This window comes from Flavobacterium sp. XGLA_31 (assembly GCF_051547105.1).
GTDB lineage: Bacteria > Bacteroidota > Bacteroidia > Flavobacteriales > Flavobacteriaceae > Flavobacterium.
Window position 1 is genome coordinate 120,381 of the sequence record NZ_JBPTTM010000005.1, and the last position, 24,643, is coordinate 145,023.

A 24,643-nucleotide genomic window follows, 5' to 3' on the forward strand; every position below is an offset into this window, starting at 1 on the left:
AAGGCGACCATGTCTTTTCAAAACACTTTAAACTAATAAATATGAATAATAAAAAGAATATATCAGGCAGTAATCCATTCTCTTCAGATTTCAAAGAGTTTAATCTGCCATTAATCCGTCTCTCATCTATCCGTCTATTATCTATTGGTCTTTTACTGATGAGTTCCATTACTCTTGCCCAAAAAAAAGACGACAACATTGGGACAGAGGTGGTAAACGTGGTGAAACCTTATACACCCACTATTTCTGATGCGTTTAAGGTAAAAGAAACACCTTCACTGGACGATGATGATACCTCCAAAAAAGAGAACATTCAGTATAACATTTTTTCCTTTCCGGTAGCGTCAACGTTTACTCCGGCCAAAGGAAAAGCTGCCAATGTTGATAAAGAACCGGCAGAGAAAATCTTCAGCAACTACATGACCTTGGCCGCCGGAAACTACGGTACGGTCAATGCGGAATTGTTTGTAACCGAAAACGTGAGCAATACTGATTATTTTGGCGGTATGTTGCGTCACCTTTCCTCTCAGGGCGGGATTAAAGAAGTAGCACTCGACGATAAATTTTCTAACACGTCATTGGATTTAACCTATGGCAGCCGCACCAAGGCCATGACCTGGAATGCCGATTTAGGCTATCAGCATCAGGTGTACAACTGGTATGGCGTTTTCCCGGGGACTTTGGACGATGCTACCATTGACGGGATTAATGAGCGCCAAACCTATCACACCCTCTATGTTGGCGGCCGATTGAACTTGGGCGAAAGCATTTTAAAAGAAAGCAGCGTCCGCTTCAGTCGTTTTTGGGACGCTTACGGTTCGGCCGAGAACCGCTTCGTAGCCAAGCCTTCCTTACAGTTTGATTTGGTGGATCAAAAGATCAAAGCCGACTTTGTCGTGGATTACCTCGGTGGTTCTTTTGACCAAACTTACTTAGGCGGACCTTCCTATAAATATGGGTATACCAACTTTGGATTTCAACCCAGCATTAAAATCAAAAAAGACGATTTGACCATGAACATAGGAGCCGGCTTCTTTTACAGCGCAGCTCAGGAAAGCGGAGAAAGCAAATTCTTTATCTATCCTCAGGTGACGGGTTCTTATAAAGTGGTGGGCGATTTGATGATTTTCTATGCCGGATTGGAAGGCACGCTGCGTCAGAATACCTACCATGATTTTGTTCAGGAAAACTTCTTTGTATCGCCTACGTTGGGGGTAGCTCCAACCGATCAGAAATATGATATTTATGCCGGACTCAAAGGAAAACTGGCCAGCAGTGTGAGCTACAACCTTCGCGGTTCTTATGGCAACGAAGCCAACAAAGCTCTTTTCAAAAACAACGGCTACGAACAATTGGCCGGAACGGAAGGCTACCACTACGGAAACTCCTTTGAAGTGGTTTATGATGCTGTCAAAACCATCAGTTTCTTTGGAGAATTAAAAGCCGATTTCTCTAAAAATGTGTCCTTTGGGGTGAACGGAACTTTCAGTAGTTATACCACCGATGTGCAGGAGGAAGCCTGGAATTTACCCTCGTTGCAACTAAAGGCAAATCTGGATGTGACCATCACTCCCAAATGGTATGCCGGAACAAGCTTGTTCTTTGTAGGCGAACGAAAAGATTTTATGCACCTGGCTTCTTTAAGCCCCGTAGCTGCAGATGAAGTGGTGACCCTGAAAAGCTATTTCGATTTGAACGCACATGTGGGGTACAAATACAGCGACCGCATGACCTTTTTCCTAAAAGGGAACAACCTGGCCAATCAGGATTACCAACGCTGGTTGAACTATCGGGTGCAGGGCTTGCAGATTATGGGAGGCGCCAGTTATAAATTTGATTTCTAAAAAAAAGATAAAAGACGAAGAGATAAAAGACGAAGAGATAATAGATTGATAGACCAAGAGATAATAGACAAGTAGTAACTTTCAAATCTCTGCTTATCTGTCTCTTATCTATCCGTCTTTCTTTAAGATAATAGACAAAGAGATAATAGATAATAGACCAAGAGATAATAGACCAAAGTAGTATCTGTTTATTTGTCTCTCATCTATCCGTCTCTCATCTATCTGTCTTTTTTTAAGATAATAGACAAAGAGTAGTAACTTTCAAATCTCTGCTTATTTGTCTCTCATCTATCCGTCTCTCATCTCTCATCTGTATAATCTGCTACCTATAACATGAAACACCACATCGTAAATCGTTACAAAGAAATGCTCCAGGACCGTATCGACGTGTTTCAGGACATGATTTCGGGATTGACGGAAGACGCACAGAATGATGCCAAGGGCTCGGCCGGCGATAAGCACGAAACGGCCTTGTCGATGATGCATCTCGAACAGGAAAAACTCAACCACAAGCTCCGTGAAATTCTGGAGCAGAAAGCCATACTCGACCGTATTGATGCTGCGGTCACCCACCACAAAGTGGCGCTGGGCAGCGTGGTTCAGGCTAACGGAATGTGGCTTTTTATAGCGGCAGCCTTGCCCAAAATTACCGTAGAAGACAAAACGGTTTACGCGCTCTCGCCCCAATCGCCTTTGGGGAGTAAACTCATGGGGAATGCCGTGGGCTCTAGCTTTGAACTCAACGGAAAGCCGTATGTGATAGAAACCGTCCTATAGGGCTCGGCCGTCTGATTTGAGGAACAGGGTCGTAAGCGTACGGGCCCAATACCGCGGCACTTGGTATTCGTCTTGCAAATAGGCCACCACCTCATTCGATTTTTTGCTTTGGGCCTCAAAAGCGGTCAGTATACCAATCCAATCGTCAATCTTTTTGCCGGTTTTTTCCATGACTTGTTCGTCTGAGACGTCCCAATATTCTTTTTTCATTTTCTTTGGTATTTAGTATAAAGATAAAAAAAAAGCATCTCGGTGGAGATGCTTGTGCCGCCTGAATCAGGAGGGGATTATTTTTTCTTTTCGTCTGTTTTAGGTTCTTCTTTTTGTGTTTCTATTTTAGGACGGTCAGAAGCGGCCATATCGCGTATACACACATAGGTGCCGTCTCTTTTTTCAAACAATGCCATATAGTTTCCGGTGTAAATCGCGGTACTGGTAGAGTCTGATACCCGGTAACTGCCTATTTCCACCACCTGGTTGCCGTCAGCTGAAGGAAATACCTCATTGGCTACAAACGCAATCTGATTGCCTTTTTGAAATTTGGCTAAATCTTCTTTGATGGATTTGTCAATTTCGAGCTTGCCTACCAATGGCGGTTTGTTTTGCGAAAAACTGGTGGCATCTGTGGCGTAGTAGTCCTCACCAATAAGTTCGCGGTTGTTGTACATTTCCGCCATCTTGTTTTCCATGGCCTGAATTTCGTTTTTAATCTGTTCTTTGTCTACAGCTACTTCGTCGGATTTCTTGGGTTTACAAGCCACAACAGCGGTAAGAATCAAAGCTAATGCAAATCCTTTTAATGTAATGTTCTTCATAAATTGGTTCTTTAATAGTTACTAATTTAGGTTAACAAACAAGGCTGGGGAATCATAAAGATAGGACAATTTATTGAAAGTCAGTTAGTATGCGTGCCTATTTTTTTAAAATAAATTAAAACCCAGTGCCTTTCTCCTATGTTTTCGGGAGTGATTATTCGTTTTTTATCCTATGAAGGAACGCCAAAGTAGTAGGGTGTTTGTTTTAGAACCATAAGGACTGATGGAATGGTTCCTGCGGATGTTGTTTGTAAAGGCTGCTGAAAGTTGTTTTAATTTCCGTACGGAAATGACCTCATTCCTGTACGGAAAGCAAACCATTTCCGTACGGGAATTGTAGAAGTGCCCTATGGGAATTAAAAGGATAATACGGTTTAGGCACAATTTTTGTCCTGAGGTATGCATAACACAATCCTTATCTTTTGATTCTTATGGCAGTACACTTTAAAATGGTGGCCAAACAAAACAATTTGGCTTCCCCACCCGAAATACAATATTACCCTTGTGCCGTTCATCAAGGGGTAATGGATTTGAATGCACTGGCTGAGGTCATCTCCGCCAGTTCTACGTTGACTCCGGCGGATTGTTATGGCGTCATCATCGCTTTGACAGATGCCATAGGCGAGGCGCTGAAGCAGGGACGCATTATAAAGATGGAGGCCTTGGGGACGTTTCAGTTAACGTTGCAGGGTGCAGCAGCAACAAGTCCGGAGGCTTTAGGGAAAAGCAATATCAAAGGCGCTAAAGTGGTTTACAAACCCTCGGCCAAAATAAAAAAGAAACTAAAGCAAGTGGTGTTTAAAAGGGTGCGTTAGGGGGACAGCCCAGACGCTTAATGAGCCATGGTTTTCTTTAATTCCCGTTGCATTTTTGATTTCACCCGACCGGCTTTCATTGCTGGGGTGACGATGTGATGCCGCCACTTTAATCCCAAATAGCGTAGCTTTTTACCCCGTAGGATGGAATAGACCATGATACTCGTTACAATAATGAGTAGCACCGGCGCGGTATTTTTCTGGAGGAACATGGTGGGTGTTTTAGGTGTACTAAAGGTATGAAATGTTCCGCAGATAAGGGAGGGTTATGGATTTTATTTGGGATTTGAACTTTGGAATTTCAAAATTTGGTACTTCTCTGAGTAGTTCCATGAAACTATTTAGGGGTTTAATAGAGACTTTGATGTGTATTAATGGAACTTTTTAAAGACTAATATGTAATAAAGATTTTATTTTTTTAAAATTTCTTTTCTATGATAATTTAAATACTCTTCTCTACCTTCTATCGGTAGATGTGGTATTGTCTTATTGTCAGAAATGCCAATTTTTGAATAGGTCATATTGGATAGAAAGGGCGATAAGATTGTTTTTTTATCATCTGTAAAAGACAGAAAACCTCTATCAAACATATAATCAAATGTTGGAGTTAACATAAATCCATTTTTAGGGTCAGTTTTTTCAAAATCATTAGAATGAGCCCATGGTTTGATATGACTTGCAATTAATAATCTATCATCAGAAACTAAAGTTAAAGGACAGAATGGACAAAATTCAAGGAGTTTTTTTCTATATTCTCCTTGACCAATTCGTGCTTTAATTAACTGTGTTTTTTCTATAAGATTAACTTCTTTCTCTTCTATTTTTTCAATTTCTCTATCGATTAAATACGGATGTTCGACTTCACCAAAATAATCAGCAAATAGCCTAAAATAATAATTTAATTTACCTCTATCATCAATAAGTTTTATAACAGAGATATATGTGATATTTGGAAGTGATAACTCCCTGATTAAATTATATGCTAAATCATTCGATTTCACATAAATTCGAGGGCCAGTAATTTGGGTTTGTTCAAAAACTTCAAATTCAATTTTTTCAGGAAGGTTTTCTATTTTTGATTTTCTCTGTTCCCACAATTGTGGCAAAATATCTTTATTTACATATGGCTGTTCCGGCTTTAAATATTCTGATTTTGTTTCTTCTAGATATTTTAATAAGTCTTCTTTTATTAAAAAACATGTTATAGAAAATCCTGAACCGCCAAAGAAACTTCTAATATCATGGTTATCATTACCTATATAAAGTTTAGCTTCTCCATTTCCCCCACCAATTTTATTTTGTCTTACTACGAAGCTATCAGCAATAGTTATTTTTTCTTTTGTATCAACTACTTTATATTGAGAATTATCTAGAACTATATTCATTATTCGGCAAATTTAGTTATGTCCATTTGTTTCATTAACGCAATAAAAACGTTAACAACAATACTATTTCCAGCTTGACGATACATTTGTGTATCACTAACAACCTGTTTGAAATCATCTTTAAAGCCCATTAGTCTTAAACACTCTCTAGGGGTTAATTTTCTAATTTTTCCTTTGTTATGAGTTACATAATTATCAACCCCTGAACGATGCATTTTATGCATAGACTGTAAGATGGGTCTTGCTATTTCTAAATCAGTACCAACGGTAGTTTTAAAAGTTTTTGTCCCTGATGAGAGGACATAATTTTTCACCTTTTCAGATAAATAATATTTTTCCTCTACCTCGTTTACATCAAAAACAAAGTCATTAAAATCACTTTCTGCTTCTTCAAAAATGAAATCTCCATGCCAATTAAATTGTTGATTAGCCTTTTGACAAAGTGCAATCTCGCCGTTTATTTGTGTATATCTTTTATTCCTGTTTTTAGTACTGGTAACAAACTTTATCCCTTTTTCCTTTAAATAGTATTTACTATCAATATAATCTTCTAGGAAGTCCTGCATTTTATATTCCAAAGGAATGGCTTCAGGAAAATCAAAATTTATAGATTCATCCTTGAATCCAACTACAAATATCCTTTCTCTATGTTGAGGAATTCCGAAATTTTTAGAATTTAATAATTGGTACTTGAAGTTATAGCCTAATTCTTTAAATGTTGCTTTTATTACTTCAAAGGTATTTCCCTTATCATGATTTACTAGGCCTTTTACATTTTCAAAAATGAAAACTTTTGGTTGACTTTCTTTTACAACTCTAGCAAATTCATAGAATAGGGTTCCACGTGTATCATCAAATCCTTTTCTTTTGCCAACCATAGAGAAGGATTGACAAGGACTTCCACCAACAAGCAAATCGATACGGTCTTTATATTTTACACCATCTATGCTATGCACATCGTCATACCAACTGCTTTCAGCAATTTCATAGTTGGCAAAATAGCTGTCTTTAACATGTTTGTCATTGTCACATGCAAAAATAATTTCCTCTTTTAGATTTAAACGCTTTAAAGCATGTTCAATTGATCCAATTCCACTAAACATTGTGGCAACTCTTATTGTTGCGTTAGGATTACTAAATTTTTTAGTTGTCCAATCTTCAACCTCATAAAAAATATTAAACTGAGGTTCGTTAACAGTTAAGTTCTCAATGATAGGCTCTTCAATTTTATTTTTTTTAGGTTTCATTTCTTAAAACTTTTATCACTGAAGAATGTTGCAAAATCAGTTTCCAATCCGTTTATAACTTTTTCAATTATTTCAATAGAAGCGTTACGTTTGCCTTTTTCTATATCAGAGATATAGTTGCGGTCTACATTTGAAACATTCGCTAATTGCTCAATAGAGAAGCCTTTTTCTTCTCTTAGTTCTTTCACTTTTTGTCCAATTTTTTCTTTAATATTCATGTGTTTAAAATTAAAATGACGCCTACAATTGGCCCGCCTACGATTGTAAGCATTGCGGGCTACTTGTCAACAAGTTTTCAGCTAAGTTTAGTCAAAAAAAAACACCCACTTTACAGTGAGTGCTTTTTCGTTGCAGTGGTGTTGTTATTTCGTATACGGACTTTCGTAGTTGAGTACGGTTTTAAAATGGTGCACCACAAAGGCGTGTTCTTCCGCCGGACTCATTTTATCGGCCGGCTTGGTTTCAATCTTCAGATGGTCGTATTTGTGGTCCTCGCGGATGAGGTTGTACAACTCGGTCTTGGCGCTGGTAGGGCCAAAGAGGACGATTTCATCATAGTTTTGGAGCACCGCAATAATGTCTTTGTAAAAGGCTTTGATGTTTTGGTTTTCTTTGTGGTGTAATAGGCTCTCACTATGCTGAACGCCTTCTTGATGGTCCAATCCTTTGATATCGGACTCCAGGGTTTTTACCTGATGATTTTCAACGCTGTATTCCATCAAACGGGCTACGGAGTGGTCAAGCCATACACCCAATCTTTTTGTTGCTTTCATATCATTTGATTTTTAGGGTTACAAAACCAGTTTACTGCGACCGGCAATACACTGATTGCTACTATAAAGTTACAAAAAATCAATGGTTATACAGTGGTTTTTTTGGTTTAATTTGACAGCCCTAAGCAAAAAAAACACCCGCTAAAGAGCGGGTGCTGATATTTGTTATGAGTCAACTGTGACTGAAAAACTAATCCTCCAACAGTACTTCTAAAATGCTGATGGCTGCATCACTGATTTTGGTTCCGGGACCAAACACAGCTACAGCTCCCGCATCAAATAAGAATTGGTAATCCTGTGCCGGGATAACACCGCCCACTATAACCATGATGTCCTCACGGCCGTATTTTTTGAGTTCTTCGATTACCTGTGGTACCAGTGTTTTGTGTCCGGCAGCCAGGGAAGAAACGCCTAAGATATGTACATCGTTTTCTACCGCTTGTTTGGCCGCTTCGGCCGGGGTTTGAAACAACGGACCAATGTCCACGTCAAAACCGACATCGGCATAGCCGGTGGCCACTACTTTGGCACCGCGGTCGTGTCCGTCCTGTCCCATTTTGGCAATCATGATACGCGGACGACGACCTTCTTTCGCCGCGAAAGCGTCGGCCAATTGTTTGGCTTTTTCAAAGCTCTGATCGTTTTTGATTTCTTTACTGTACACGCCGCTGAAACTTCTGATTTGTGCTTTATACCTTCCGAAAACGGCTTCGAGGGCCTCACTGATTTCTCCCAGTGTGGCTCGGTTTCGTGCCGCTTCTACGGCTAAAGATAGTAAATTTTCAGTTCCGTTTTGAGCACTGTCGGTCAATTGGGCTAAGCAGGCTTTTACTTTATCGTTGTCGCGGGTGGCTTTGATGTGGTTCAGACGTTCAATTTGTTGTTTGCGCACCATTTGGTTGTCGACATCCAAAATGTGTAAGGGGTCTTCTTTCTCCAAACGGTATTTGTTCACGCCCACGATGATGTCCTGAGCACTGTCAATACGCGCTTGTTTGCGAGCCGCTGCTTCTTCGATGCGGAGCTTCGGAATACCGGCTTCGATGGCTTTGGTCATACCGCCCAAGGCTTCCACTTCTTCAATCAACGCCCAGGCTTTTTCGGCTATCTCGGCAGTAAGACTTTCAACGTAATAACTGCCGGCCCAAGGGTCGACCGTTTTACAAATCTTGGTTTCTTCCTGTAAAAATATCTGGGTATTACGGGCAATACGTGCTGAGAAATCAGTAGGCAGGGCAATCGCTTCGTCTAAGGCATTGGTGTGTAATGACTGGGTTCCGCCAAAGGCGGCAGCCGCCGCTTCAATAGCCGTACGGGCCACGTTATTAAACGGGTCTTGTTCGGTTAAACTCCAACCAGAAGTTTGGCAATGGGTTCGCAAGGCTAACGACTTTTCGTCTTTCGGTTCGAACTGTTTCAGTAATTTTGCCCAAAGCATTCTTGCGGCACGCATCTTGGCGATTTCCATAAAATGGTTCATTCCGATGGCCCAAAAGAACGAGAGGCGAGGAGCAAACTCATCTATTTTCATATCGGCGGCTAAGCCGGTCCGAATATATTCCAGTCCGTCAGCCAGGGTGTAGGCCAACTCAATATCCGCCGTGGCACCGGCTTCCTGCATGTGGTAGCCCGAGATGGATATGGAGTTGAATTTGGGCATTTTTTTGCTGGTATATTCAAAGATATCGGCAATGATTTTCATGGAAGGTGTAGGCGGGTAGATGTAGGTGTTGCGCACCATAAACTCCTTCAGGATATCATTTTGTATGGTGCCCGAAAGCAATTCGGGAGCCACGCCTTGTTCTTCAGCCGCTACAATGTAAAAAGCCATGATGGGCAACACGGCGCCGTTCATGGTCATGGAAACCGACATTTCGTTTAACGGAATCTGGTCAAACAAAATCTTCATGTCTTCCACCGAGTCGATGGCTACACCTGCTTTCCCTACGTCTCCTACTACGCGTTCGTGGTCAGAGTCATAACCGCGGTGGGTGGCCAGGTCAAAGGCTACGGAGAGTCCTTTTTGTCCGGCCGCCAGATTTCTTCTGTAAAAAGCATTACTTTCCTCAGCGGTAGAGAAACCGGCATACTGGCGAATGGTCCACGGGCGGCGTACGTACATGGTCGCATATGGGCCACGTAGGTTAGGGGCAAAGCCCGCACCAAAACCAAGATGTTCCAGGTTTTCGGTATCGGCTTCGGAGTAAGATGATTTAACCTCGATACCTTCGGCGGTAAGGAAGTTTTGTTCCAAGTTTGAGGTTTGAGGTTTCAAGTTGGTTTTTTCCAAGTTGATATGTTGGATGTCTTTTCTCATGATTATTCCTCCTGTGCTAATCGTTCCTGTTCCATTTTTTCGGACAAACGCTTTTCAATAATCGGGATGATTAATGTTTTGCGTGGATTTTGTTTCACAAACGGGTACAGTTCCAGGTCGTGCTTCATTTTGTCATTTTTGTTCGGGTACTTGTTGGTGCCCAACAAAATTTCTTTTCCGTTGTCAAATAACTCTTGTTCTTTGGCAGCACTTTCGCTGATTTTCTTTTGAATGTTGCCTTCAATGAGTTGCGTAATCCATCCGCCTTTGGCTTCAATTTCTTTGAATAACGCCAAGGCTTTTTCCGCTAATTGTTGGGTTAGTGTTTCGATATAGTAAGCCCCATCGGCAGGGTTGTTTACCTTGTCAAAATAACTTTCGTGTTTGAGCACCAGTAATTGGTTCCGTGCAATTCGGTCTCCAAATTCATTGTCTTTATGATACAAAGCGTCGTACGGTAAATTGGCCACGGTATCGGCACCGCCTAAAATAGCGCTCATGCATTCGGTAGTCGTGCGCAGCATGTTGACGTTGTAATCGTACAACGTTTTGTTGCGTTTGCTTGGTGTCGCCATAATATGGCAATCTCCATTGTGGTTGTATTCTTTAGCCAGTGTGGTAAACAGTAAGCGTAACGCTCTCAGCTTTGCGATTTCAAAGAAATAGTTGGTGCCTACCGAAACCTCGATAGTCAGTGGTTGGCTGATACGGTTGATTCGGTTAAAATACTCGTTGGCGTGCGCCAAAGTATAAGCCAACTGTTGTACCAGGTTGGCACCGGCGTTCTGGTAAATTCCGGAGCTGATGCTCAGAAAAGGAACCGTAGTTTGGGTAGCAATAGTGTTAAGCTTTTCAAAGTCTTTGTCCAGATTTTCAAACCAATTGCCGTCTTTGGCCAATTGGCCGACAGGGTCAATTTGCAGCGTAATATTGGCCTGGGTCTTGGCAGCAAAGGCATTGACTTTAGCGATGAAATCGACCGAGAGAAACGGCAAATGGAAAAAATAAGAAGTCGTTTCTAATGGCAGGTTTTGCATCAAATCTTCGACTGATACGGTTTCGTTTTCTATAGTAAATCGAATGCTTTCGGCACCGCGGTTTAGGGTGTCAAGCGCTCTTTTGTTGGACAGGGCCACATCGTGAACATAAATGTTCTGAAGAATGACAAAAGGGTGCTCAGGAGTACTGACTCCCGATGACGCAATAGCTTCATCGTTGTGGTAAAAAGGTTTTACCTTAATCCCTTCGGGACTTTCCCATACGAGGGTATCATTATAGTCGGCGCCTTTGAGTTCGTATTGAATCTGTTGTTTCCATTGTTTGGAACTCACCGATTCGAACTCATCAAATAATTTTTCAGCCATGATGTTTTTATAAAGATTTTGATTTTGATTGCTCTTCTTTGAGGGAATCGCCTTCAAACTCGATAATGTAGATGTCTTCGCTGTCGCGTTTCATATAGTATTTTTCGCGAGCGTATTTTTCAATTTGGTCCGGGTTCTTAAGGAGTTTGATATTTTCTTCATCCTTCTTAATCTCATCCTGATAGTATTTTTTATTATCCTCGAGTTCGTCCAGTTGTTTGTTGAGGATGCGGTGTTCCATATAGGAGGTATTGTCCAGAAAGAGCATCCATACCGTAAAAAAAACCAAAACAATAACATACCGGTTCCCGAGTATTTTGAGGATAGGGTAGTTGTCGGTAAGGTTTTTAAAGAAACTCATATAATATTAGGTAATTCGCTGGTTGATTACGGCTCTCACCACGTCGATGGCTACAGTATTGTATTTGTCGTTCGGGATGATGATATCGGCAAAGGCTTTGGTAGGCTCAATGAATTGTTGGTGCATGGGCTTGAGCGTCGTTTGATAACGGTTGAGCACTTCTTCCATATCACGGCCGCGCTCAGCGATATCCCTTTTCAAACGGCGAATCAAACGTTCGTCTGAATCAGCATGTACAAATACTTTGACATCAAACAATTCACGAAGTTCCGGATTGGTCAGGATTAAAATTCCTTCAACAATCATAACTTTTCGCGGATGGGTAACGATAGTATCGTCAGTTCTGTTGTGTGTAATAAATGAATAAACGGGCTGTTCGATGGTTTTTCCTTCCTTTAAATCTTTGAGGTGTTGCACCAAAAGCTCAAAATCGATGGCTCGGGGATGGTCAAAATTGACTAAAGCTCTTTCTTCGAAGCTTAAATTATTATTTTCTTTGTAATAGGAATCTTGAGACAATACACCCACTTCTGTTTGGGGTAATTCATTCATAATCTGGTGAACTACAGTCGTTTTTCCACTTCCTGTTCCTCCGGCAATTCCAATAATAAGCATAAGTAGTTGTGTTAATTTTATACCCAACAAAAATAGAAATTATATCGAAAGTGACTTTGGTTTTTGACAAAATGTTGAAAAAGAATAAAACTTTAAAAAAAGATTTTGATTCCTGATTTATATTGGTATATTTGCCCCACAATTTCGGGGTGTAGCGTAGCCCGGTCATCGCGCCTGGTTTGGGACCAGGAGGTCGCAGGTTCGAATCCTGCCACCCCGACGAGTAAATCCTTTCTGTGAAAACAGAAAGGATTTTTTCATTTAAAACCAAATCAACTTGTTACGGTTTTTTAAAAACAGGAAATCCACAGGAATAAAATATTTAAGGAATCATTCCAGCTCAGATTTTGCAACAGCTATGGAATCATCCACCCCGATAAAAGCATAATGTACTACAACAAACACTTTTTCTGTTTTCAACAGTTTTATTGCATTTTGTTATAAACTTATAGGCAATTGCAATCCACTTTGTATTCTCTATTTTACTTAAAAGTTTACCTTTGCGACCAAATTAAACTTCACATCATGTCAGATACTATAGAAAAAATTAAATGCCTTATTATAGGTTCGGGACCTGCTGGTTATACCGCCGCAATTTATGCCGCCAGAGCCAATATGAATCCGGTTTTATACCAAGGAACGCAACCCGGTGGACAATTGACCACCACCAATGAAGTAGAAAATTTTCCGGGCTATCCTGATGGAGTTACCGGTCCTGAAATGATGGTGCAGCTACAGGAGCAAGCCAAACGTTTCGGTACTGATATTCGTGATGGCTGGGTTACCAAAGTAGATTTTTCGGCTGCGCCGCACAAAGTATGGGTTAATGAAACCACCGAAATACATGCTGAAACGGTGATTATTTCAACCGGGGCTTCGGCCAAATATTTGGGATTACCTTCAGAACAACATTATTTGCAAATGGGTGGCGGTGTTTCTGCTTGTGCTGTTTGTGACGGATTCTTTTACCGAAATCAGGAAGTAGTGATTGTAGGAGCAGGGGATTCGGCTTGTGAAGAAGCCCATTACTTGTCGAAATTGTGTAAAAAAGTGACGATGTTGGTGCGTACGGACAAATTCAGAGCGTCACGAATTATGGAAGAGCGCGTTCGTAAAACCGAGAACATTGAAATCTTAACCAATACTTCTACCGTGGAGGTGGTTGGAGACGGGCAGGTGGTTACTTCGGTTAAAGTTAAAAATACAGCAACGGGTGAGGAAAGAGAAATTCCGGCAACTGGGTTCTTTGTGGCTATCGGTCACAAACCGAATACGGATATTTTTGCCGATTATATTACGCTGGATGAAACCGGTTATATAGTAAATGTACCCGGAAGTTCAAAAACCAATGTGCCTGGCGTGTTTGTAGCCGGAGATGCTGCTGATCATGTTTACCGCCAGGCGATTACAGCAGCAGGAACAGGTTGTATGGCTGCTTTGGATGCCGAACGCTACTTAGCATCATTAGAATAGTTTAGAATTCTACAGATAAAAAAAATCCCCGGTAAACGGGGATTTTTTGTTTTTTATTTTGTCGTGGGTTTCTTTTGGAGTTGGGCATTGTCCGCAAAACGTTTGACTTCGTATTTTACCGGTTCACCGTAAATTTCTACTTCGCAATTGCCGGAAGCATCGATGGTGGCTATGTTACTGATGTTGATGCTGCTTTTACTATACCCTGCAGTTTCTAAAGTTGCGTTTTTGGCTGTTAGTTTTTTACCGGTAAAATCGGTATTGTTGTCTAAACGGAGTTTTAAGTCGATAATATCACCTTCTATTTCGGCTGACGATTTTTGATACATGTCAAATTTCATTTCGCCCGAAGAAATTAAAGCTTTTACATAAGCGCTTTTGCTGATATCGATGGCCGTTTTTTGGGATTTTAAATTGAGTTCTACCTTTGATTTGTCATTGGCCATCAGCGTAAAGTTTTTGGTTTTGGCATTCAAAAACAATTTGGCATAATCAAAACTTTTAAAGGTAATATCGTCTAAAGTGACGTCGGACAAGGCTGTAACATTGGTTTCGTCTTTTGCGATAACCATGTTGAATTTGTCTGTATAGGTTACACGCACGCTGAGTTTTTTGTAACTTGTTAAATCTTTAGAAGTAGAAATCCGGAGGTTGTTGCCGGCGAGTTTATAGTCTACAAATTCAATTAAATTATCATCGGCCTCAATTTCCAGAGCGCACTCATTACCTTTAACCAAAAAGACTTCCAGATTATCTTCCACCTCAAGGCTTTCGAAACTGTCAATTTGTTTTTGTTCCAGTTTTACAATTTTGGAACCTTTTACTTTTTCTTTTTTTTGGGCAAAAGAAGCAGCAGCGATACAAAGGAAACTGACTAAAATAATTTTTTTCATGTAGGTCGGCAAGTTAGTTCCGTCAAAAATAGAAAAAAAAAACATCCCAATTTTCATTGGAATGTTTTTATTAACTTATTCTTTCGAAACGCTTCCGCCCGAAGTTTCTTCTTTGGTTACCGTTTTAGGATTGCCCCTGTAATCCACAGAACTTCCGCTGGAGGCTTTACCGTTCAAGCTTACTATAGGATGAACATTGATGTTGCTGCCGCTGGTAGCTTCTGCAATGACATCATTTACCAATAGCTGCCCGGCATCTATAGTACTGCCACTGGAAGAGGCAGTTTTTAACTGCAATGCTTTTCCTTTTACGGTCAAACTGCTGCCGCTGGTGGTTTCGCATTTGATGTTGTCAAATTCTATAGTTAGCTCAGCATTGCTGCCACTGCTGGATTTTACAAATAAATCGGTGCCTTTAAAAGTGTTATAGGTACTTACGGAGGAACCACTACTGGCCTCTATGGCGGTGAGCGTAGGCATTTTTACATGTACATTTTTAGCGCTGGCTTCATCAATGTTTTCATCGGTTGAGATGAACAATGTTCCGTTTTCTGTTCGCGTGGTTATGTGGTTCTGCAAATTTTCATCGGCTTCCACTTCTACCTTATAGTTGTCATCACGTTCTAAGGTTACCGTTAAACCGCGGCTGACATCAATTTTGGTAAAATTGTTTCCCACATTGCGGGTTTCAGAAGTTACATTGCCGTTGCCGTCAATACCATTACCCAGATTGATATGTGTTTGACAAGCAGTGCAAGTTAGGGCAACAAGGGCAGCAGCGATTAAATTGGAGCGAAGAACAACGAATTTTACCATAATTATTTTGTTTTAATGATTACTCCATTGGGACCAACGGTCAACTCTCCTGATTTTCCCGCAGTAGGGGGTGTGTTAGGTACCGGTGGCACCGGAGGTATTGAATCGGCTTTGATCATGTTTCCGTTTTCCACATCGTTGTAATCATCTTCCTCTGGTGGACAGGTCAAGCATTTTACCTGATTGGTGTCTACTCTGTAAACGTAGTCGTCAGAGCTGAAGTGCAAATTGAAGTACTCGTTATCAGACTCGTCATATTCTTGTACGCTTTCGTCTACTTTGAATAAAGTTCCTTTAGGCAGGTATAAAAACAATTCTACATGTTGGTCTCTGTATTTGCTGGCAATCTCAGTCAGCAAATAATTATCCAAAATTAATTGATTTCCGATAATCTTGTATCCGTATTTTATTTTTTCTGCTCTAGTATTGGCTTCGCTGTATGATTTTCCTTTGGCCAATTTTTCAATTTGCAGATACGGCAAAGCTTTGTCGGTTCCTTTTATTTCAAGAGTTACATTGTTGGAATAAATCACTTCGTGTTTCGTTGAATCCTGAGTGAACATAAAATCTTCGTGATTCCGAACGTTTTTAGAGAAGAAATCATTGTTTACAAACTTAATCTGTAACGTGTCTTTCGGAGTTAGATTGATGGTTTCTTTCTTAACTGTTTTTCCATCGAAGGCAAGTTGCGTCGCTTCGTTAATGCCTAATGATATTAGGATTCCCACCGCAATAATCCAAACGGCTAACAATGTATATTTAGCCACATTTCCGATAGAACGAAGGTTAGTAACCAATAATTTTAATCCTAAAATCAGCATAAAAAAGAACGGAATTCCAAAGGCAAAGATGAATAAAATTCCCTGTGCCCACAAAGGGGTTTCTAAACCGATAGGAGTATTGATGTGATTCAAAATGGTATTAGACGGCATGGTAGATGAGAACATCATAATGATACCGGCAATTAAAATTCCCAACAAAGCAAAAGCGGAGAAGATCATGATAAAAGATCCTAAGACTTTGGCAAATACCCCGAATATTTTAATCATGACATCGCCAAAATTGTCAGCAGCTCTTTCAGCACCGGTTTTTACCTGGTTGCCCATTTTGTCATAATCCACGTTTTTGAATTTGTTGGATACGCTTTCAAATTCTTCACGGACTTTCTTTTCAATATTTGAAATGGTGACAGGCTCCCCGGTCATCTCCAGTTTTTCAGAAGTGGTTACCGCTTCAGGAGTAGCAATCCAGAAAATTAAATACGCAATCAAACCGGTACCGCCAGCCCAAATTAAAAGGATAAAAATGATTTTGATCCAAACCGAATCCACACCGAAGTAGTGTCCTAAACCGGTACAAACGCCTCCAATCAAACCACGGTCTTTATCACGGTATAATTTTCTTCTTTTAGAAGTGTAGTTTTCAGTTGGCGCATCGGCACCGTCGTCGTCAATACGGTAATCTTCGGGTTGCCCCATCACTACGATTACTTCATCTACATCTTTGATATTAATTACGTGTTTGTCGCTTTTTTGTTTTTCTGTAAGCAATTCGGCCACACGCATTTCAATGTCTTTCATGATTTCATCTTTACCGGAGGAATTGGAAAGAGAGCGTTTTATAGCCTCGAAATACCGAGATAACTTTTGGTATGCATCTTCATCTATATGAAAAAATAAACCACCTATATTAATATTTACTGTTTTGTTCATGATTGTTATTTTTGATTGGTTATGATGTTTACGGCGTCTGACAATTCAGTCCAGGTACCATTCAATTCGGTTAAAAATGTTTTTCCTAATTCGGTTAAGCCATAGTATTTTCTGGGTGGCCCCGAAGTGGATTCTTCCCAACGGTAGTTGAGTAAACCATCGTTTTTCAATCTTGTCAGTAGCGGATAAACAGTACCTTCTACTACAAGCAATCTGGCGTTTTTTAAAGTGTCTAATATTTCAGAGGTGTACGCATCTTTTTCTTTTAAGACAGACAAGATACAAAATTCTAAAACACCTTTACGCATCTGAGCTTTTGTGTTTTCAATATTCATAATACATGATTTAATTTTTTGGGATTAACTACTCGTTTCTTGATTGATGATTGATTGATTGATTGATTGAGATTGATGATTATTGATTTTCAGAAACCTGCAGAATCAGTTTGGCGCGTTTGTCTCCGTCCAAGGTTACAACATACTTTTCATTTTCTTCCATGGAAAAGGCCAGTCTGTTATCGCCTGATTTTTTAATTTTTTTTGTAAAAACCACCTTGTCTTTTGTGTCTTTTACAACAATGTCAACATTGCCTTCCGTTTTTAAACTGAATTTTAAATTAACATCTACATCTTCATGGGCCGTAATTTCGAACTGATGATTTTCTTTTTCGGCTGCTTTGAATTCGTTTGTTTGTTTTGTGAAGCTTTTAACTTCAATACCATTTTTGTTCTGTGCCAATAATTTGGTAGTCATGGCCATTAAAAACGCTGTGATTAAGATTAACTGTTTCATTTTTTGATTGATTTAAATTAATGATTGATGATTGTTTATGATGTTGTTTTTTATTGATTACTTAAAAAACGGAATACTTAAGGGATATTTGTAACTCTCGCCGTTAGAGGCTTTGACCGCGGCATGTATGATTAATATAAATTCGATTACCTTGATAAAAAAGAAAATCAAAACGGCTACGATTCCCAAAACAGCTACACCACTCAATTCTCCGTTGCAAAAACTTTTGAACAGTAATTCGTCATTATGAATCTCAGTATGAAAAGGACCATTTTTGAAAAGTGTATAAACAAGAATCGGAATAGCAATCAAACATAATATTATAGAATAGATTAAAATGCTCAATTGAAAATTCAATACATTTTTGCCGTTTTGATCTACATATTCAGAGTCATTCTTTTTAGCACTCCAAATAAGTACCGGAAAAATATAATTCCCCAACGGGATAATATATTGTGTCAAAGTACTCAGATGGAGTAAAGTGGCAGTGTTTTTTTCATTTGTTGTTGTCATGATTTTGATTGTTTATTGATTAATGATTGAAACTTTTTTCGATAATACTATTGATACCCTATTAATTTCTTATACAAAGATACAATCAAAAAAAGGTATTATGCAATACAAAGTACTTAAATTTAACAAAATGTTAACATTTGAAGAATACTTGGAAGTCATTTAAATTTTACTACTTTTATAGCAAAACCAAGCCTTTATGAAATTTTCTCCAGCCAGAATACACGCTTTTTTATTTTTCAAGTTGCCTTCCGCTTTTTGGTGTGGTGTGCGGGTGAAATTAATTTCTGAACAACAATGTGTGGTTACAATAAAGCATAAATGGTTTAATCAAAATCCTTTTCATTCGATTTATTTTGCTGTCCAAACTATGGCGGCAGAACTCACTACAGGAGCCCTGATGATGATGCAAATAAGAAAAAGTGAAAAACGAATCTCAATGTTAGTGACTAATAATAACGGACATTATACCAAAAAAGCGACCGGCAGAATTAGTTTTGTCTGTAATGACGGAGATTTAGTGGCAGAAGTGATTCAAAAAGCCATAATTACCGGAGAAGGGCAGACGGTTTGGCTAAAGTCGGTTGCAACTGATGAAACAGGAGATTTGGTTTCGGAATTCAATTTTGAATGGAGTATCAAAGTCAAGCTGTAACAAAAGTTAAACCCATTATAATTATCTTCCTTTAGTGTCTTTTAGATTGTAACTTTGGAGAAATGTACGCACTATGAGAGTTTTAATTACGGGAGCAACAGGTTTAATAGGGAAAGAGTTAGTCAAACTTTTTTTAAAGAATAAACACTCGGTTCATTATTTGACGACCTCTAAGTCAAAAACGGAAGAATTACCGGGAAGCACAGGTTTTTACTGGAATCCGCAACAAGGCAAAATAGACGAAAGTTGTATTTATGGTGTGGACGTTATTATTCATTTGGCCGGTGCTAGTATTGCCAAGCGTTGGACCCCTGCTTATAAGCAGGAAATCATAGAAAGCCGCACCTTGTCAGCCGAATTGTTGTATAACTTGATACGAAAGACACCTCACCAGGTCAAACAAATTATTTCGGCTTCGGGTACCGCAATTTATCCGGAAAGTTTTGATAAAGTTTACACTGAAGATACTACCGAGACAGAAGATAGTTTCTTGTCGCAGGTAGTAAAAAAATGGGAAGAGAGCATAAATCGTTTTCATGTATTAGGTTTGAAAGTCTGTAAGCTCCGTACGGGACTGGTATTGTCAAAAGATGGCGGCGCGTTACCCGTAATGGCAAAACCTATAATATTAGGAATGGGCGCTGTCATGGGCTCGGGTAGGCAAATGCAATCATGGATTCATATAGATGATTTGGTTCGCTTGTATTATCGAGCGGCGGAACAACAGTGGGAAGGGGTTTATAACGCAGTCTCTCCTCAAGTGGTAAGTAATGCGGTTATGACTAAATCAATCGCCAAGGTATTGAAAAAGCCTTTGTTTCTCCCCAATGTTCCTGAGTTTGTAATGAAATTAGTGTTGGGCGAAATGGCTTATTTGCTTTTTTCAAGCAAGAATCTGAGTGCCGAAAAGGCAATGGCTGACGGATTTCAGTTTAGGTTTACGAATATTGACGAGGCTCTCAGAGACCTGTATTCATAAAAAAAAGTGCTGTTATTGACAGCACTTTTTTTTACTATAAAGATTGTTGAATTAATAATTTTACAGCTATGGGCTAACCTGTTAATGATAGTTGTCTTATTTGTTGAGAACAAATCTACCGAAAACGAAAACCTAATAGTCTTAAAATTATATTAAATTTTGATTAAGAAAGAGTTGTTCTATTACCGCTGCTCTTGCAAATTGTTTAATAAAAAACAATGACAATTTGACATTTTAAAAGAATTGGCAGTACTTTTGCAATCCAAATAATGCAAATGAAAATTAAAAATATATTTAAAAATAAAACAGAAATGAATACGGAAAACACGGATAAAGAACCTATTGAAAACGAAACTGAAAACGTGGTGAATGAAGTTGAAACCGCTGAAGAACTGAGCGTTGAAGCTAAGTTGGAAGAAGATTTAGCCAAAGAGAAAGATAAGTTTCTCCGCCTTTTTGCTGAGTTTGAAAACTTTAAAAAAAGAACGGCAAAAGAACGTATTGACCTGTTTAAAACTGCCAATCAGGAAGTATTACAGGCCATGTTGCCTGTTTTGGACGATTTTGACAGAGCGATGGTTCAAATTGCCAAATCAGAAGACGAACTTTTGTTGAAAGGAGTGGAGTTGATTCACGAGAAGCTAAAAACAACTTTAGTGTCAAAAGGCTTGGAACAAGTTGAAATCAAAGCGGGTGATGATTTTAATGCCGATTTTGCCGAAGCAATCACTCAAATTCCGGCACCTTCGGATGAGTTGAAAGGCAAAATTGTTGACGTTGTGGAAAAAGGATATAAACTGGGTGACAAAATTATCCGTTTCCCAAAAGTGGTAATTGGTCAATAAGATAGTATTATGAGCAAAAAAGATTTTTACGAAATATTAGGGGTTTCAAAAAATGCTTCTGCTGAGGAGATTAAAAAAGCATACCGTAAGAAAGCTATAGAATTTCATCCCGATAAAAATCCGGGGAATAAGGAGGCCGAAGAAAATTTTAAAACCGCGGCTGAGGCTTATGAGGTGCTGAGCGATCCTGATAAAAAAGCCAAGTATGATCAGTACGGTCACGCTGCTTTTGACGGTGCAGGCGGATTTGGCGGTGGACACCATATGAATATGGATGATATCTTCAGCCAGTTTGGAGACATCTTCGGAGGAGCTTTTGGCGGCGGCGGATTCGGCGGATTCGGCGGCGGATCAGGTCAGCGTCGTGCGAAAGGAAGCAACCTTCGTATTAAGGTAAAGTTAACCTTGGAAGAAATTGCCAATGGCGTAGAGAAAAAAGTGAAAGTCAAACGTAAGGTGCAGGCGCCCGGCGTAAAATATAAAACGTGCTCCACATGTAACGGACAAGGTCAGGTATTGCGTGTAACCAATACCATTTTGGGCAGAATGCAATCCGCTACAACTTGTCATGTTTGCGGGGGTACCGGTCAAACCATCGAAAGCAAACCTAATAATGCGGATGCGCACGGAATGATTTTGGAAGACGAAACTGTTTCTATCAAAATTCCGGCAGGCGTGGTAGATGGAATGCAGTTGAAGGTTTCAGGCAAAGGAAACGATGCCCCGGGTAATGGAATTCCCGGTGATTTAATTGTAGCCATAGAGGAACTGGAACACGAATTCTTGAAGCGTGAAGGTGAAAACCTTCATTATGATTTATACATCAGTGTTGCTGAAGCTGCTTTGGGTGCTTCCAAAGAGATTGAGGCGGTTAACGGAAAGGTAAGAATCAAATTAGAGGAAGGGATTCAATCAGGTAAGATTTTAAGATTAAAAGGAAAGGGAATTCCGAGCTTAAACAACTACGGAAATGGAGATTTACTGGTACATGTTAATGTTTGGACTCCAAAATCGTTGACCAAAGAACAGCGTCAGTTTTTTGAAAAAGCATTGACAGATGAAAATTTTATCCCTAAACCTGAAAAAAGTGACAAATCTTTTTTTGAAAAAGTGAAAGATATGTTTTCATAATATAAAAAATAGTTTTATATTTGGGTATTACTTGGAAACAGGTAATTTCTTTTTCATAGCAATTTTTCCCATCCTTGTGTTACAATAAGGGTGGGTTTTTTGTTTTCCTTAACATTATTTTTGACTCAAATCCCTATTTTTACACACTCGGGGCCATTAAGGCCGAACAGATGAAATAAACTAAAGCAGGTATGAGCAATATTCTTGAGGTAAACCAAGTTGTAAAACAGTATGGGGATTACACCGCACTCAACTCGGTTTCACTAACTGTTCCCAAAGGCAGTATTTACGGATTGTTAGGACCCAATGGTGCAGGAAAAACTTCCCTTATCCGAATCATCAACCAAATTACCATGCCCGACAGCGGTGGTATAATTCTGGACGGTGAAAAACTTAAACCCGAGCATGTCAGCATGATTGGGTATATGCCCGAAGAACGCGGTTTGTACAAAACGATGAAAGTAGGCGAGCAGTGCTTGTATTTGGCACAATTAAAAGGATTGACTAAAGCTGAAGCCAAAAGAGAACTCGATTATTGGTTTAATCGGTTGGAGATTCAAGGCTGGTGGAACAAAAAAATCCAAGAACTTTCCAAAGGAATGGCCCAGAAAATCCAATTTGTGGTGACTGTATTGCACAAACCTAAATTGCTTATTCTTGATGAACCGTTCTCAGGGTTTGACCCGGTGAATGCCAATTTGATTAAAGACGAGATTATAGAATTGAACAAACAGGGCACTTCAATTATCTTTTCAACACACCGTATGGAAAGTGTAGAAGAAATGTGCGATTACATTGCCTTAATTCATAAATCCAATAAACTTATCGAAGGCAAGCTGTCTGACGTCAAAAGACAATACCGAACCAACAACTATGAAGTAGGGATTCTGACGGAAAATGTGGAAGGCTTGATGTATGATTTGACCCAAAAATTCACCTTGTCTCCTACGGATTTCAAATCGCTGAATGACGAGTTGAAACTGGAAATAAATCTGGGAACAGCCACTCCGAACGAGCTTTTGAATACCTTGGTACAACGTGGTCAGGTCACCCACTTTGTCGAAAAGATTCCGAGCATGAACGATATTTTTATCCAAACCGTAAGCGAGAAATAATGAATAAACTACTACTTATTATCAGAAGAGAATTTGTTGCTAAAGTCCGCAACAAATCGTTTATCGTCATGACTTTTTTGAGTCCGCTGCTGTTTGTGGCTATCGGTGTTTTTGTAGGTTATCTGAGTACGATGAAAGCCGATTTGAAAACCATTGCCATTCATGATGAGACCGGGCGTTTTGTAAACGAATTCAAAAATGATGAAGAATACAAATACCTCGATTTGTCTCAGGTAGATTTAAAAGTGCTGAAAGACAGCATCGTCAGAGAAAGTTATGAAGGGTTGTTGATTATTCCGAAAACGAGTAATAATGCCCAACTTCAAAAAGGAATAGAATTCATTTCCAATGACAGCCCAAGTGTTGGTTTTATTGCAGATCTCGAAGATGTGATTGCCAAAAAAATTACAGCAGAGAATTTTCAGCAAGCCGGTTTGGATACGCTTAAAATAAATAATGCTAAAGCAGATGTGTCCATCAATCTGGAAAAGGCTTCGGGCGAACAAGCTCTGAAAGGACTGAACGAAATTAAAATCATCATCGGAGGGGCTTTTGGGTATCTCATCATGATGTTTATCATTTTATACGGCAATATGGTGATGCGCAGCGTCATCGAAGAAAAAACATCGCGTATCATTGAAGTGATTATCTCTTCGGTAAAACCGTTCCAACTGATGATGGGAAAAATTATAGGCACCTCTCTGGCCGGAATTCTGCAATTCCTCATTTGGGCTTTGTTGGGTTTAACCGCCATGTTTGTGATGTCAAGCATGTTTGGCGTGCATATGGGAGCTACTTCAGGAGCGCAAACTCAGGCCATGCAGGCTGCACAACATGCCGCAGGCAGTGACATTCAGATGTATATTAAAGAATTGTGGAACCTACCGATTGCGACGATACTAATCTCCTTTATTATTTACTTCATCGGAGGGTACTTTCTATACAGTTCTTTTTACGCTTCTATCGGAGCGGCCGTTGATAATGAAACCGATTCCCAGCAATTCCTGTTGCCTATCATTATGCCGTTAATCTTAGGTGTTTACATTGGCTTCTTTACGGTAATGAACGATCCTCACGGGAACATAGCTACCATCTTTTCCATGATACCGTTAACCTCGCCTATAGTAATGATGATGCGTATTCCGTTTGGGGTACCGCTATGGCAAATCATTGTTTCTATGCTCTTGCTCTTTGGAACCTTCCTGGGCGTAGTATGGTTTGCCGCCAAAATCTACCGCGTAGGAATCTTAATGTATGGTAAAAAGCCAACCTGGAGAGAACTCATTAAGTGGATGAAATATTAAGAAAAGTATATAAAGGTTTTATGAAGTATAATCTTTATAAAATCTTTATACTTTCGATTGCTTCCCTTATATTCTACTTATAACGAATGCCGTAACTTTGTC

26 protein-coding genes and 1 tRNA gene are annotated in these 24,643 nt (G+C 39.6%); 11 read left to right on the forward strand and 16 right to left on the reverse strand.

What is annotated here, in order from left to right; all coding sequences use genetic code 11:
* The first annotated feature begins 41 nt into the window (after positions 1–41).
* Both ACSVH6_RS10465 and ACSVH6_RS10470 read left to right on the forward strand, forming a co-directional pair.
* Entirely contained in the window at positions 42–1,844 is a 1,803-nt protein-coding gene (locus ACSVH6_RS10465; RefSeq protein ID WP_438078227.1) for a TonB-dependent receptor, read from the forward strand.
* Between the two features lie 333 nt (positions 1,845–2,177).
* Positions 2,178–2,621, forward strand: a complete 444-nt coding sequence (locus ACSVH6_RS10470) for a hypothetical protein (protein WP_438078229.1) — start codon at positions 2,178–2,180, stop codon at positions 2,619–2,621.
* On the opposite strand, the gene ACSVH6_RS10475 is transcribed toward ACSVH6_RS10470, so the two are convergent.
* Both ACSVH6_RS10475 and ACSVH6_RS10480 read right to left on the reverse strand, forming a co-directional pair.
* A complete protein-coding gene (locus tag ACSVH6_RS10475; protein WP_438078231.1) occupies positions 2,616–2,831 on the reverse strand; it encodes a DUF4287 domain-containing protein in 216 nt (71 codons plus the stop codon). The genes ACSVH6_RS10470 and ACSVH6_RS10475 overlap by 6 nt on opposite strands.
* A gap of 77 nt (positions 2,832–2,908) precedes the next feature.
* Positions 2,909–3,436 carry a YybH family protein gene (locus ACSVH6_RS10480; protein WP_438078233.1) on the reverse strand — a complete coding sequence of 176 codons (528 nt, stop codon included), beginning with the start codon at positions 3,434–3,436 and terminating at the stop codon, positions 2,909–2,911.
* Positions 3,437–3,867: 431 nt separating this feature from the next.
* Here ACSVH6_RS10480 and ACSVH6_RS10485 point away from each other — a divergent pair, with 431 nt between their 5' ends.
* Positions 3,868–4,251: an HU family DNA-binding protein gene (locus ACSVH6_RS10485; protein WP_438078235.1), complete on the forward strand. Its 384-nt coding sequence runs from the start codon at positions 3,868–3,870 to the stop codon at positions 4,249–4,251.
* Between the two features lie 410 nt (positions 4,252–4,661).
* Here ACSVH6_RS10485 and ACSVH6_RS10490 read toward each other — a convergent pair whose 3' ends face one another.
* From ACSVH6_RS10490 to udk, 8 genes are all read right to left on the reverse strand, one after another.
* The gene (locus tag ACSVH6_RS10490) at positions 4,662–5,636 is read right to left on the reverse strand and encodes an HNH endonuclease (protein ID WP_438078237.1); all 975 of its coding nucleotides are present in this window, start codon (positions 5,634–5,636) and stop codon (positions 4,662–4,664) included.
* The gene (locus ACSVH6_RS10495; RefSeq protein WP_438078239.1) at positions 5,636–6,883 is read right to left on the reverse strand and encodes a DNA cytosine methyltransferase; all 1,248 of its coding nucleotides are present in this window, start codon (positions 6,881–6,883) and stop codon (positions 5,636–5,638) included. The genes ACSVH6_RS10490 and ACSVH6_RS10495 overlap by 1 nt, the downstream gene beginning before the upstream one ends.
* Positions 6,880–7,101, reverse strand: coding sequence for a helix-turn-helix domain-containing protein (locus ACSVH6_RS10500; RefSeq protein WP_438078241.1), 222 nt, complete (start codon positions 7,099–7,101; stop codon positions 6,880–6,882). The genes ACSVH6_RS10495 and ACSVH6_RS10500 overlap by 4 nt, the downstream gene beginning before the upstream one ends.
* A 144-nt stretch (positions 7,102–7,245) precedes the next feature.
* A complete protein-coding gene (locus ACSVH6_RS10505; protein ID WP_438078243.1) occupies positions 7,246–7,656 on the reverse strand; it encodes a hypothetical protein in 411 nt (136 codons plus the stop codon).
* 190 nt (positions 7,657–7,846) lie between these two features.
* Entirely contained in the window at positions 7,847–9,973 is a 2,127-nt protein-coding gene (gene scpA / locus ACSVH6_RS10510) for a methylmalonyl-CoA mutase (protein WP_438078245.1), read from the reverse strand.
* A 2-nt stretch (positions 9,974–9,975) separates the two neighbouring features.
* Positions 9,976–11,337: a methylmalonyl-CoA mutase subunit beta gene (locus ACSVH6_RS10515; protein ID WP_438078247.1), complete on the reverse strand. Its 1,362-nt coding sequence runs from the start codon at positions 11,335–11,337 to the stop codon at positions 9,976–9,978.
* 7 nt (positions 11,338–11,344) lie between these two features.
* Positions 11,345–11,698 carry an FtsB family cell division protein gene (locus tag ACSVH6_RS10520; protein WP_438078249.1) on the reverse strand — a complete coding sequence of 118 codons (354 nt, stop codon included), beginning with the start codon at positions 11,696–11,698 and terminating at the stop codon, positions 11,345–11,347.
* A 6-nt stretch (positions 11,699–11,704) separates the two neighbouring features.
* The gene (gene udk, locus ACSVH6_RS10525) at positions 11,705–12,313 is read right to left on the reverse strand and encodes a uridine kinase (RefSeq protein ID WP_438078251.1); all 609 of its coding nucleotides are present in this window, start codon (positions 12,311–12,313) and stop codon (positions 11,705–11,707) included.
* A gap of 145 nt (positions 12,314–12,458) precedes the next feature.
* Here udk and ACSVH6_RS10530 point away from each other — a divergent pair.
* A tRNA-Pro gene (locus ACSVH6_RS10530) sits at positions 12,459–12,533 on the forward strand.
* Between the two features lie 305 nt (positions 12,534–12,838).
* On the forward strand, positions 12,839–13,786 hold the full coding sequence (gene trxB, locus ACSVH6_RS10535; RefSeq protein WP_438078253.1) for a thioredoxin-disulfide reductase: 948 nt from the start codon (positions 12,839–12,841) through the stop codon (positions 13,784–13,786).
* Between the two features lie 53 nt (positions 13,787–13,839).
* On the opposite strand, the gene ACSVH6_RS10540 is transcribed toward trxB, so the two are convergent.
* The 6 genes from ACSVH6_RS10540 to ACSVH6_RS10565 form a co-directional block, all read right to left on the reverse strand.
* Positions 13,840–14,679: a GIN domain-containing protein gene (locus ACSVH6_RS10540; RefSeq protein WP_438078256.1), complete on the reverse strand. Its 840-nt coding sequence runs from the start codon at positions 14,677–14,679 to the stop codon at positions 13,840–13,842.
* A 75-nt stretch (positions 14,680–14,754) separates the two neighbouring features.
* Positions 14,755–15,495: a head GIN domain-containing protein gene (locus ACSVH6_RS10545; RefSeq protein WP_438078258.1), complete on the reverse strand. Its 741-nt coding sequence runs from the start codon at positions 15,493–15,495 to the stop codon at positions 14,755–14,757.
* A 2-nt stretch (positions 15,496–15,497) separates the two neighbouring features.
* A complete protein-coding gene (locus ACSVH6_RS10550) occupies positions 15,498–17,207 on the reverse strand; it encodes a PspC domain-containing protein (protein WP_438078260.1) in 1,710 nt (569 codons plus the stop codon).
* A gap of 5 nt (positions 17,208–17,212) precedes the next feature.
* Positions 17,213–17,542 (reverse strand): PadR family transcriptional regulator, encoded by a 330-nt coding sequence (locus ACSVH6_RS10555; RefSeq protein ID WP_438078262.1) that lies wholly within the window; start codon positions 17,540–17,542, stop codon positions 17,213–17,215.
* Between the two features lie 79 nt (positions 17,543–17,621).
* Positions 17,622–17,999, reverse strand: coding sequence for a hypothetical protein (locus ACSVH6_RS10560; RefSeq protein WP_438078264.1), 378 nt, complete (start codon positions 17,997–17,999; stop codon positions 17,622–17,624).
* Between the two features lie 57 nt (positions 18,000–18,056).
* Positions 18,057–18,512, reverse strand: a complete 456-nt coding sequence (locus ACSVH6_RS10565; protein ID WP_438078266.1) for a DUF4870 domain-containing protein — start codon at positions 18,510–18,512, stop codon at positions 18,057–18,059.
* 199 nt (positions 18,513–18,711) lie between these two features.
* Here ACSVH6_RS10565 and ACSVH6_RS10570 point away from each other — a divergent pair, with 199 nt between their 5' ends.
* The 6 genes from ACSVH6_RS10570 to ACSVH6_RS10595 all read left to right on the forward strand — a co-directional run bounded on the left by ACSVH6_RS10570 (position 18,712) and on the right by ACSVH6_RS10595 (position 24,541).
* A complete protein-coding gene (locus ACSVH6_RS10570) occupies positions 18,712–19,167 on the forward strand; it encodes a DUF4442 domain-containing protein (protein ID WP_438078268.1) in 456 nt (151 codons plus the stop codon).
* A 73-nt stretch (positions 19,168–19,240) separates the two neighbouring features.
* The gene (locus ACSVH6_RS10575; protein ID WP_438078270.1) at positions 19,241–20,146 is read left to right on the forward strand and encodes a TIGR01777 family oxidoreductase; all 906 of its coding nucleotides are present in this window, start codon (positions 19,241–19,243) and stop codon (positions 20,144–20,146) included.
* 275 nt (positions 20,147–20,421) lie between these two features.
* The gene (locus tag ACSVH6_RS10580) at positions 20,422–20,991 is read left to right on the forward strand and encodes a nucleotide exchange factor GrpE (protein ID WP_438078272.1); all 570 of its coding nucleotides are present in this window, start codon (positions 20,422–20,424) and stop codon (positions 20,989–20,991) included.
* A 9-nt stretch (positions 20,992–21,000) separates the two neighbouring features.
* Positions 21,001–22,122: a molecular chaperone DnaJ gene (gene dnaJ / locus ACSVH6_RS10585; protein ID WP_438078274.1), complete on the forward strand. Its 1,122-nt coding sequence runs from the start codon at positions 21,001–21,003 to the stop codon at positions 22,120–22,122.
* Between the two features lie 191 nt (positions 22,123–22,313).
* Positions 22,314–23,237, forward strand: a complete 924-nt coding sequence (locus ACSVH6_RS10590) for an ABC transporter ATP-binding protein (RefSeq protein WP_438078276.1) — start codon at positions 22,314–22,316, stop codon at positions 23,235–23,237.
* A complete protein-coding gene (locus ACSVH6_RS10595) occupies positions 23,237–24,541 on the forward strand; it encodes an ABC transporter permease (RefSeq protein ID WP_438078278.1) in 1,305 nt (434 codons plus the stop codon). The genes ACSVH6_RS10590 and ACSVH6_RS10595 overlap by 1 nt, the downstream gene beginning before the upstream one ends.
* Positions 24,542–24,643 lie beyond the last annotated feature (102 nt).

Bases quoted from the DNA above. Each gene is read 5' to 3' on its own strand.
- ACSVH6_RS10465 (WP_438078227.1), top strand. From the start codon at position 42: ATGAATAATAAAAAGAATATATCAGGCAGTAATCCATTCTCTTCAGAT.
- ACSVH6_RS10470 (WP_438078229.1), top strand. From the start codon at position 2,178: ATGAAACACCACATCGTAAATCGTTACAAAGAAATGCTCCAGGACCGT.
- ACSVH6_RS10475 (WP_438078231.1), bottom strand. From the start codon at position 2,831: ATGAAAAAAGAATATTGGGACGTCTCAGACGAACAAGTCATGGAAAAA.
- ACSVH6_RS10480 (WP_438078233.1), bottom strand. From the start codon at position 3,436: ATGAAGAACATTACATTAAAAGGATTTGCATTAGCTTTGATTCTTACC.
- ACSVH6_RS10485 (WP_438078235.1), top strand. From the start codon at position 3,868: ATGGCAGTACACTTTAAAATGGTGGCCAAACAAAACAATTTGGCTTCC.
- ACSVH6_RS10490 (WP_438078237.1), bottom strand. From the start codon at position 5,636: ATGAATATAGTTCTAGATAATTCTCAATATAAAGTAGTTGATACAAAA.
- ACSVH6_RS10495 (WP_438078239.1), bottom strand. From the start codon at position 6,883: ATGAAACCTAAAAAAAATAAAATTGAAGAGCCTATCATTGAGAACTTA.
- ACSVH6_RS10500 (WP_438078241.1), bottom strand. From the start codon at position 7,101: ATGAATATTAAAGAAAAAATTGGACAAAAAGTGAAAGAACTAAGAGAA.
- ACSVH6_RS10505 (WP_438078243.1), bottom strand. From the start codon at position 7,656: ATGAAAGCAACAAAAAGATTGGGTGTATGGCTTGACCACTCCGTAGCC.
- scpA (WP_438078245.1), bottom strand. From the start codon at position 9,973: ATGAGAAAAGACATCCAACATATCAACTTGGAAAAAACCAACTTGAAA.
- ACSVH6_RS10515 (WP_438078247.1), bottom strand. From the start codon at position 11,337: ATGGCTGAAAAATTATTTGATGAGTTCGAATCGGTGAGTTCCAAACAA.
- ACSVH6_RS10520 (WP_438078249.1), bottom strand. From the start codon at position 11,698: ATGAGTTTCTTTAAAAACCTTACCGACAACTACCCTATCCTCAAAATA.
- udk (WP_438078251.1), bottom strand. From the start codon at position 12,313: ATGCTTATTATTGGAATTGCCGGAGGAACAGGAAGTGGAAAAACGACT.
- trxB (WP_438078253.1), top strand. From the start codon at position 12,839: ATGTCAGATACTATAGAAAAAATTAAATGCCTTATTATAGGTTCGGGA.
- ACSVH6_RS10540 (WP_438078256.1), bottom strand. From the start codon at position 14,679: ATGAAAAAAATTATTTTAGTCAGTTTCCTTTGTATCGCTGCTGCTTCT.
- ACSVH6_RS10545 (WP_438078258.1), bottom strand. From the start codon at position 15,495: ATGGTAAAATTCGTTGTTCTTCGCTCCAATTTAATCGCTGCTGCCCTT.
- ACSVH6_RS10550 (WP_438078260.1), bottom strand. From the start codon at position 17,207: ATGAACAAAACAGTAAATATTAATATAGGTGGTTTATTTTTTCATATA.
- ACSVH6_RS10555 (WP_438078262.1), bottom strand. From the start codon at position 17,542: ATGAATATTGAAAACACAAAAGCTCAGATGCGTAAAGGTGTTTTAGAA.
- ACSVH6_RS10560 (WP_438078264.1), bottom strand. From the start codon at position 17,999: ATGAAACAGTTAATCTTAATCACAGCGTTTTTAATGGCCATGACTACC.
- ACSVH6_RS10565 (WP_438078266.1), bottom strand. From the start codon at position 18,512: ATGACAACAACAAATGAAAAAAACACTGCCACTTTACTCCATCTGAGT.
- ACSVH6_RS10570 (WP_438078268.1), top strand. From the start codon at position 18,712: ATGAAATTTTCTCCAGCCAGAATACACGCTTTTTTATTTTTCAAGTTG.
- ACSVH6_RS10575 (WP_438078270.1), top strand. From the start codon at position 19,241: ATGAGAGTTTTAATTACGGGAGCAACAGGTTTAATAGGGAAAGAGTTA.
- ACSVH6_RS10580 (WP_438078272.1), top strand. From the start codon at position 20,422: ATGAAAATTAAAAATATATTTAAAAATAAAACAGAAATGAATACGGAA.
- dnaJ (WP_438078274.1), top strand. From the start codon at position 21,001: ATGAGCAAAAAAGATTTTTACGAAATATTAGGGGTTTCAAAAAATGCT.
- ACSVH6_RS10590 (WP_438078276.1), top strand. From the start codon at position 22,314: ATGAGCAATATTCTTGAGGTAAACCAAGTTGTAAAACAGTATGGGGAT.
- ACSVH6_RS10595 (WP_438078278.1), top strand. From the start codon at position 23,237: ATGAATAAACTACTACTTATTATCAGAAGAGAATTTGTTGCTAAAGTC.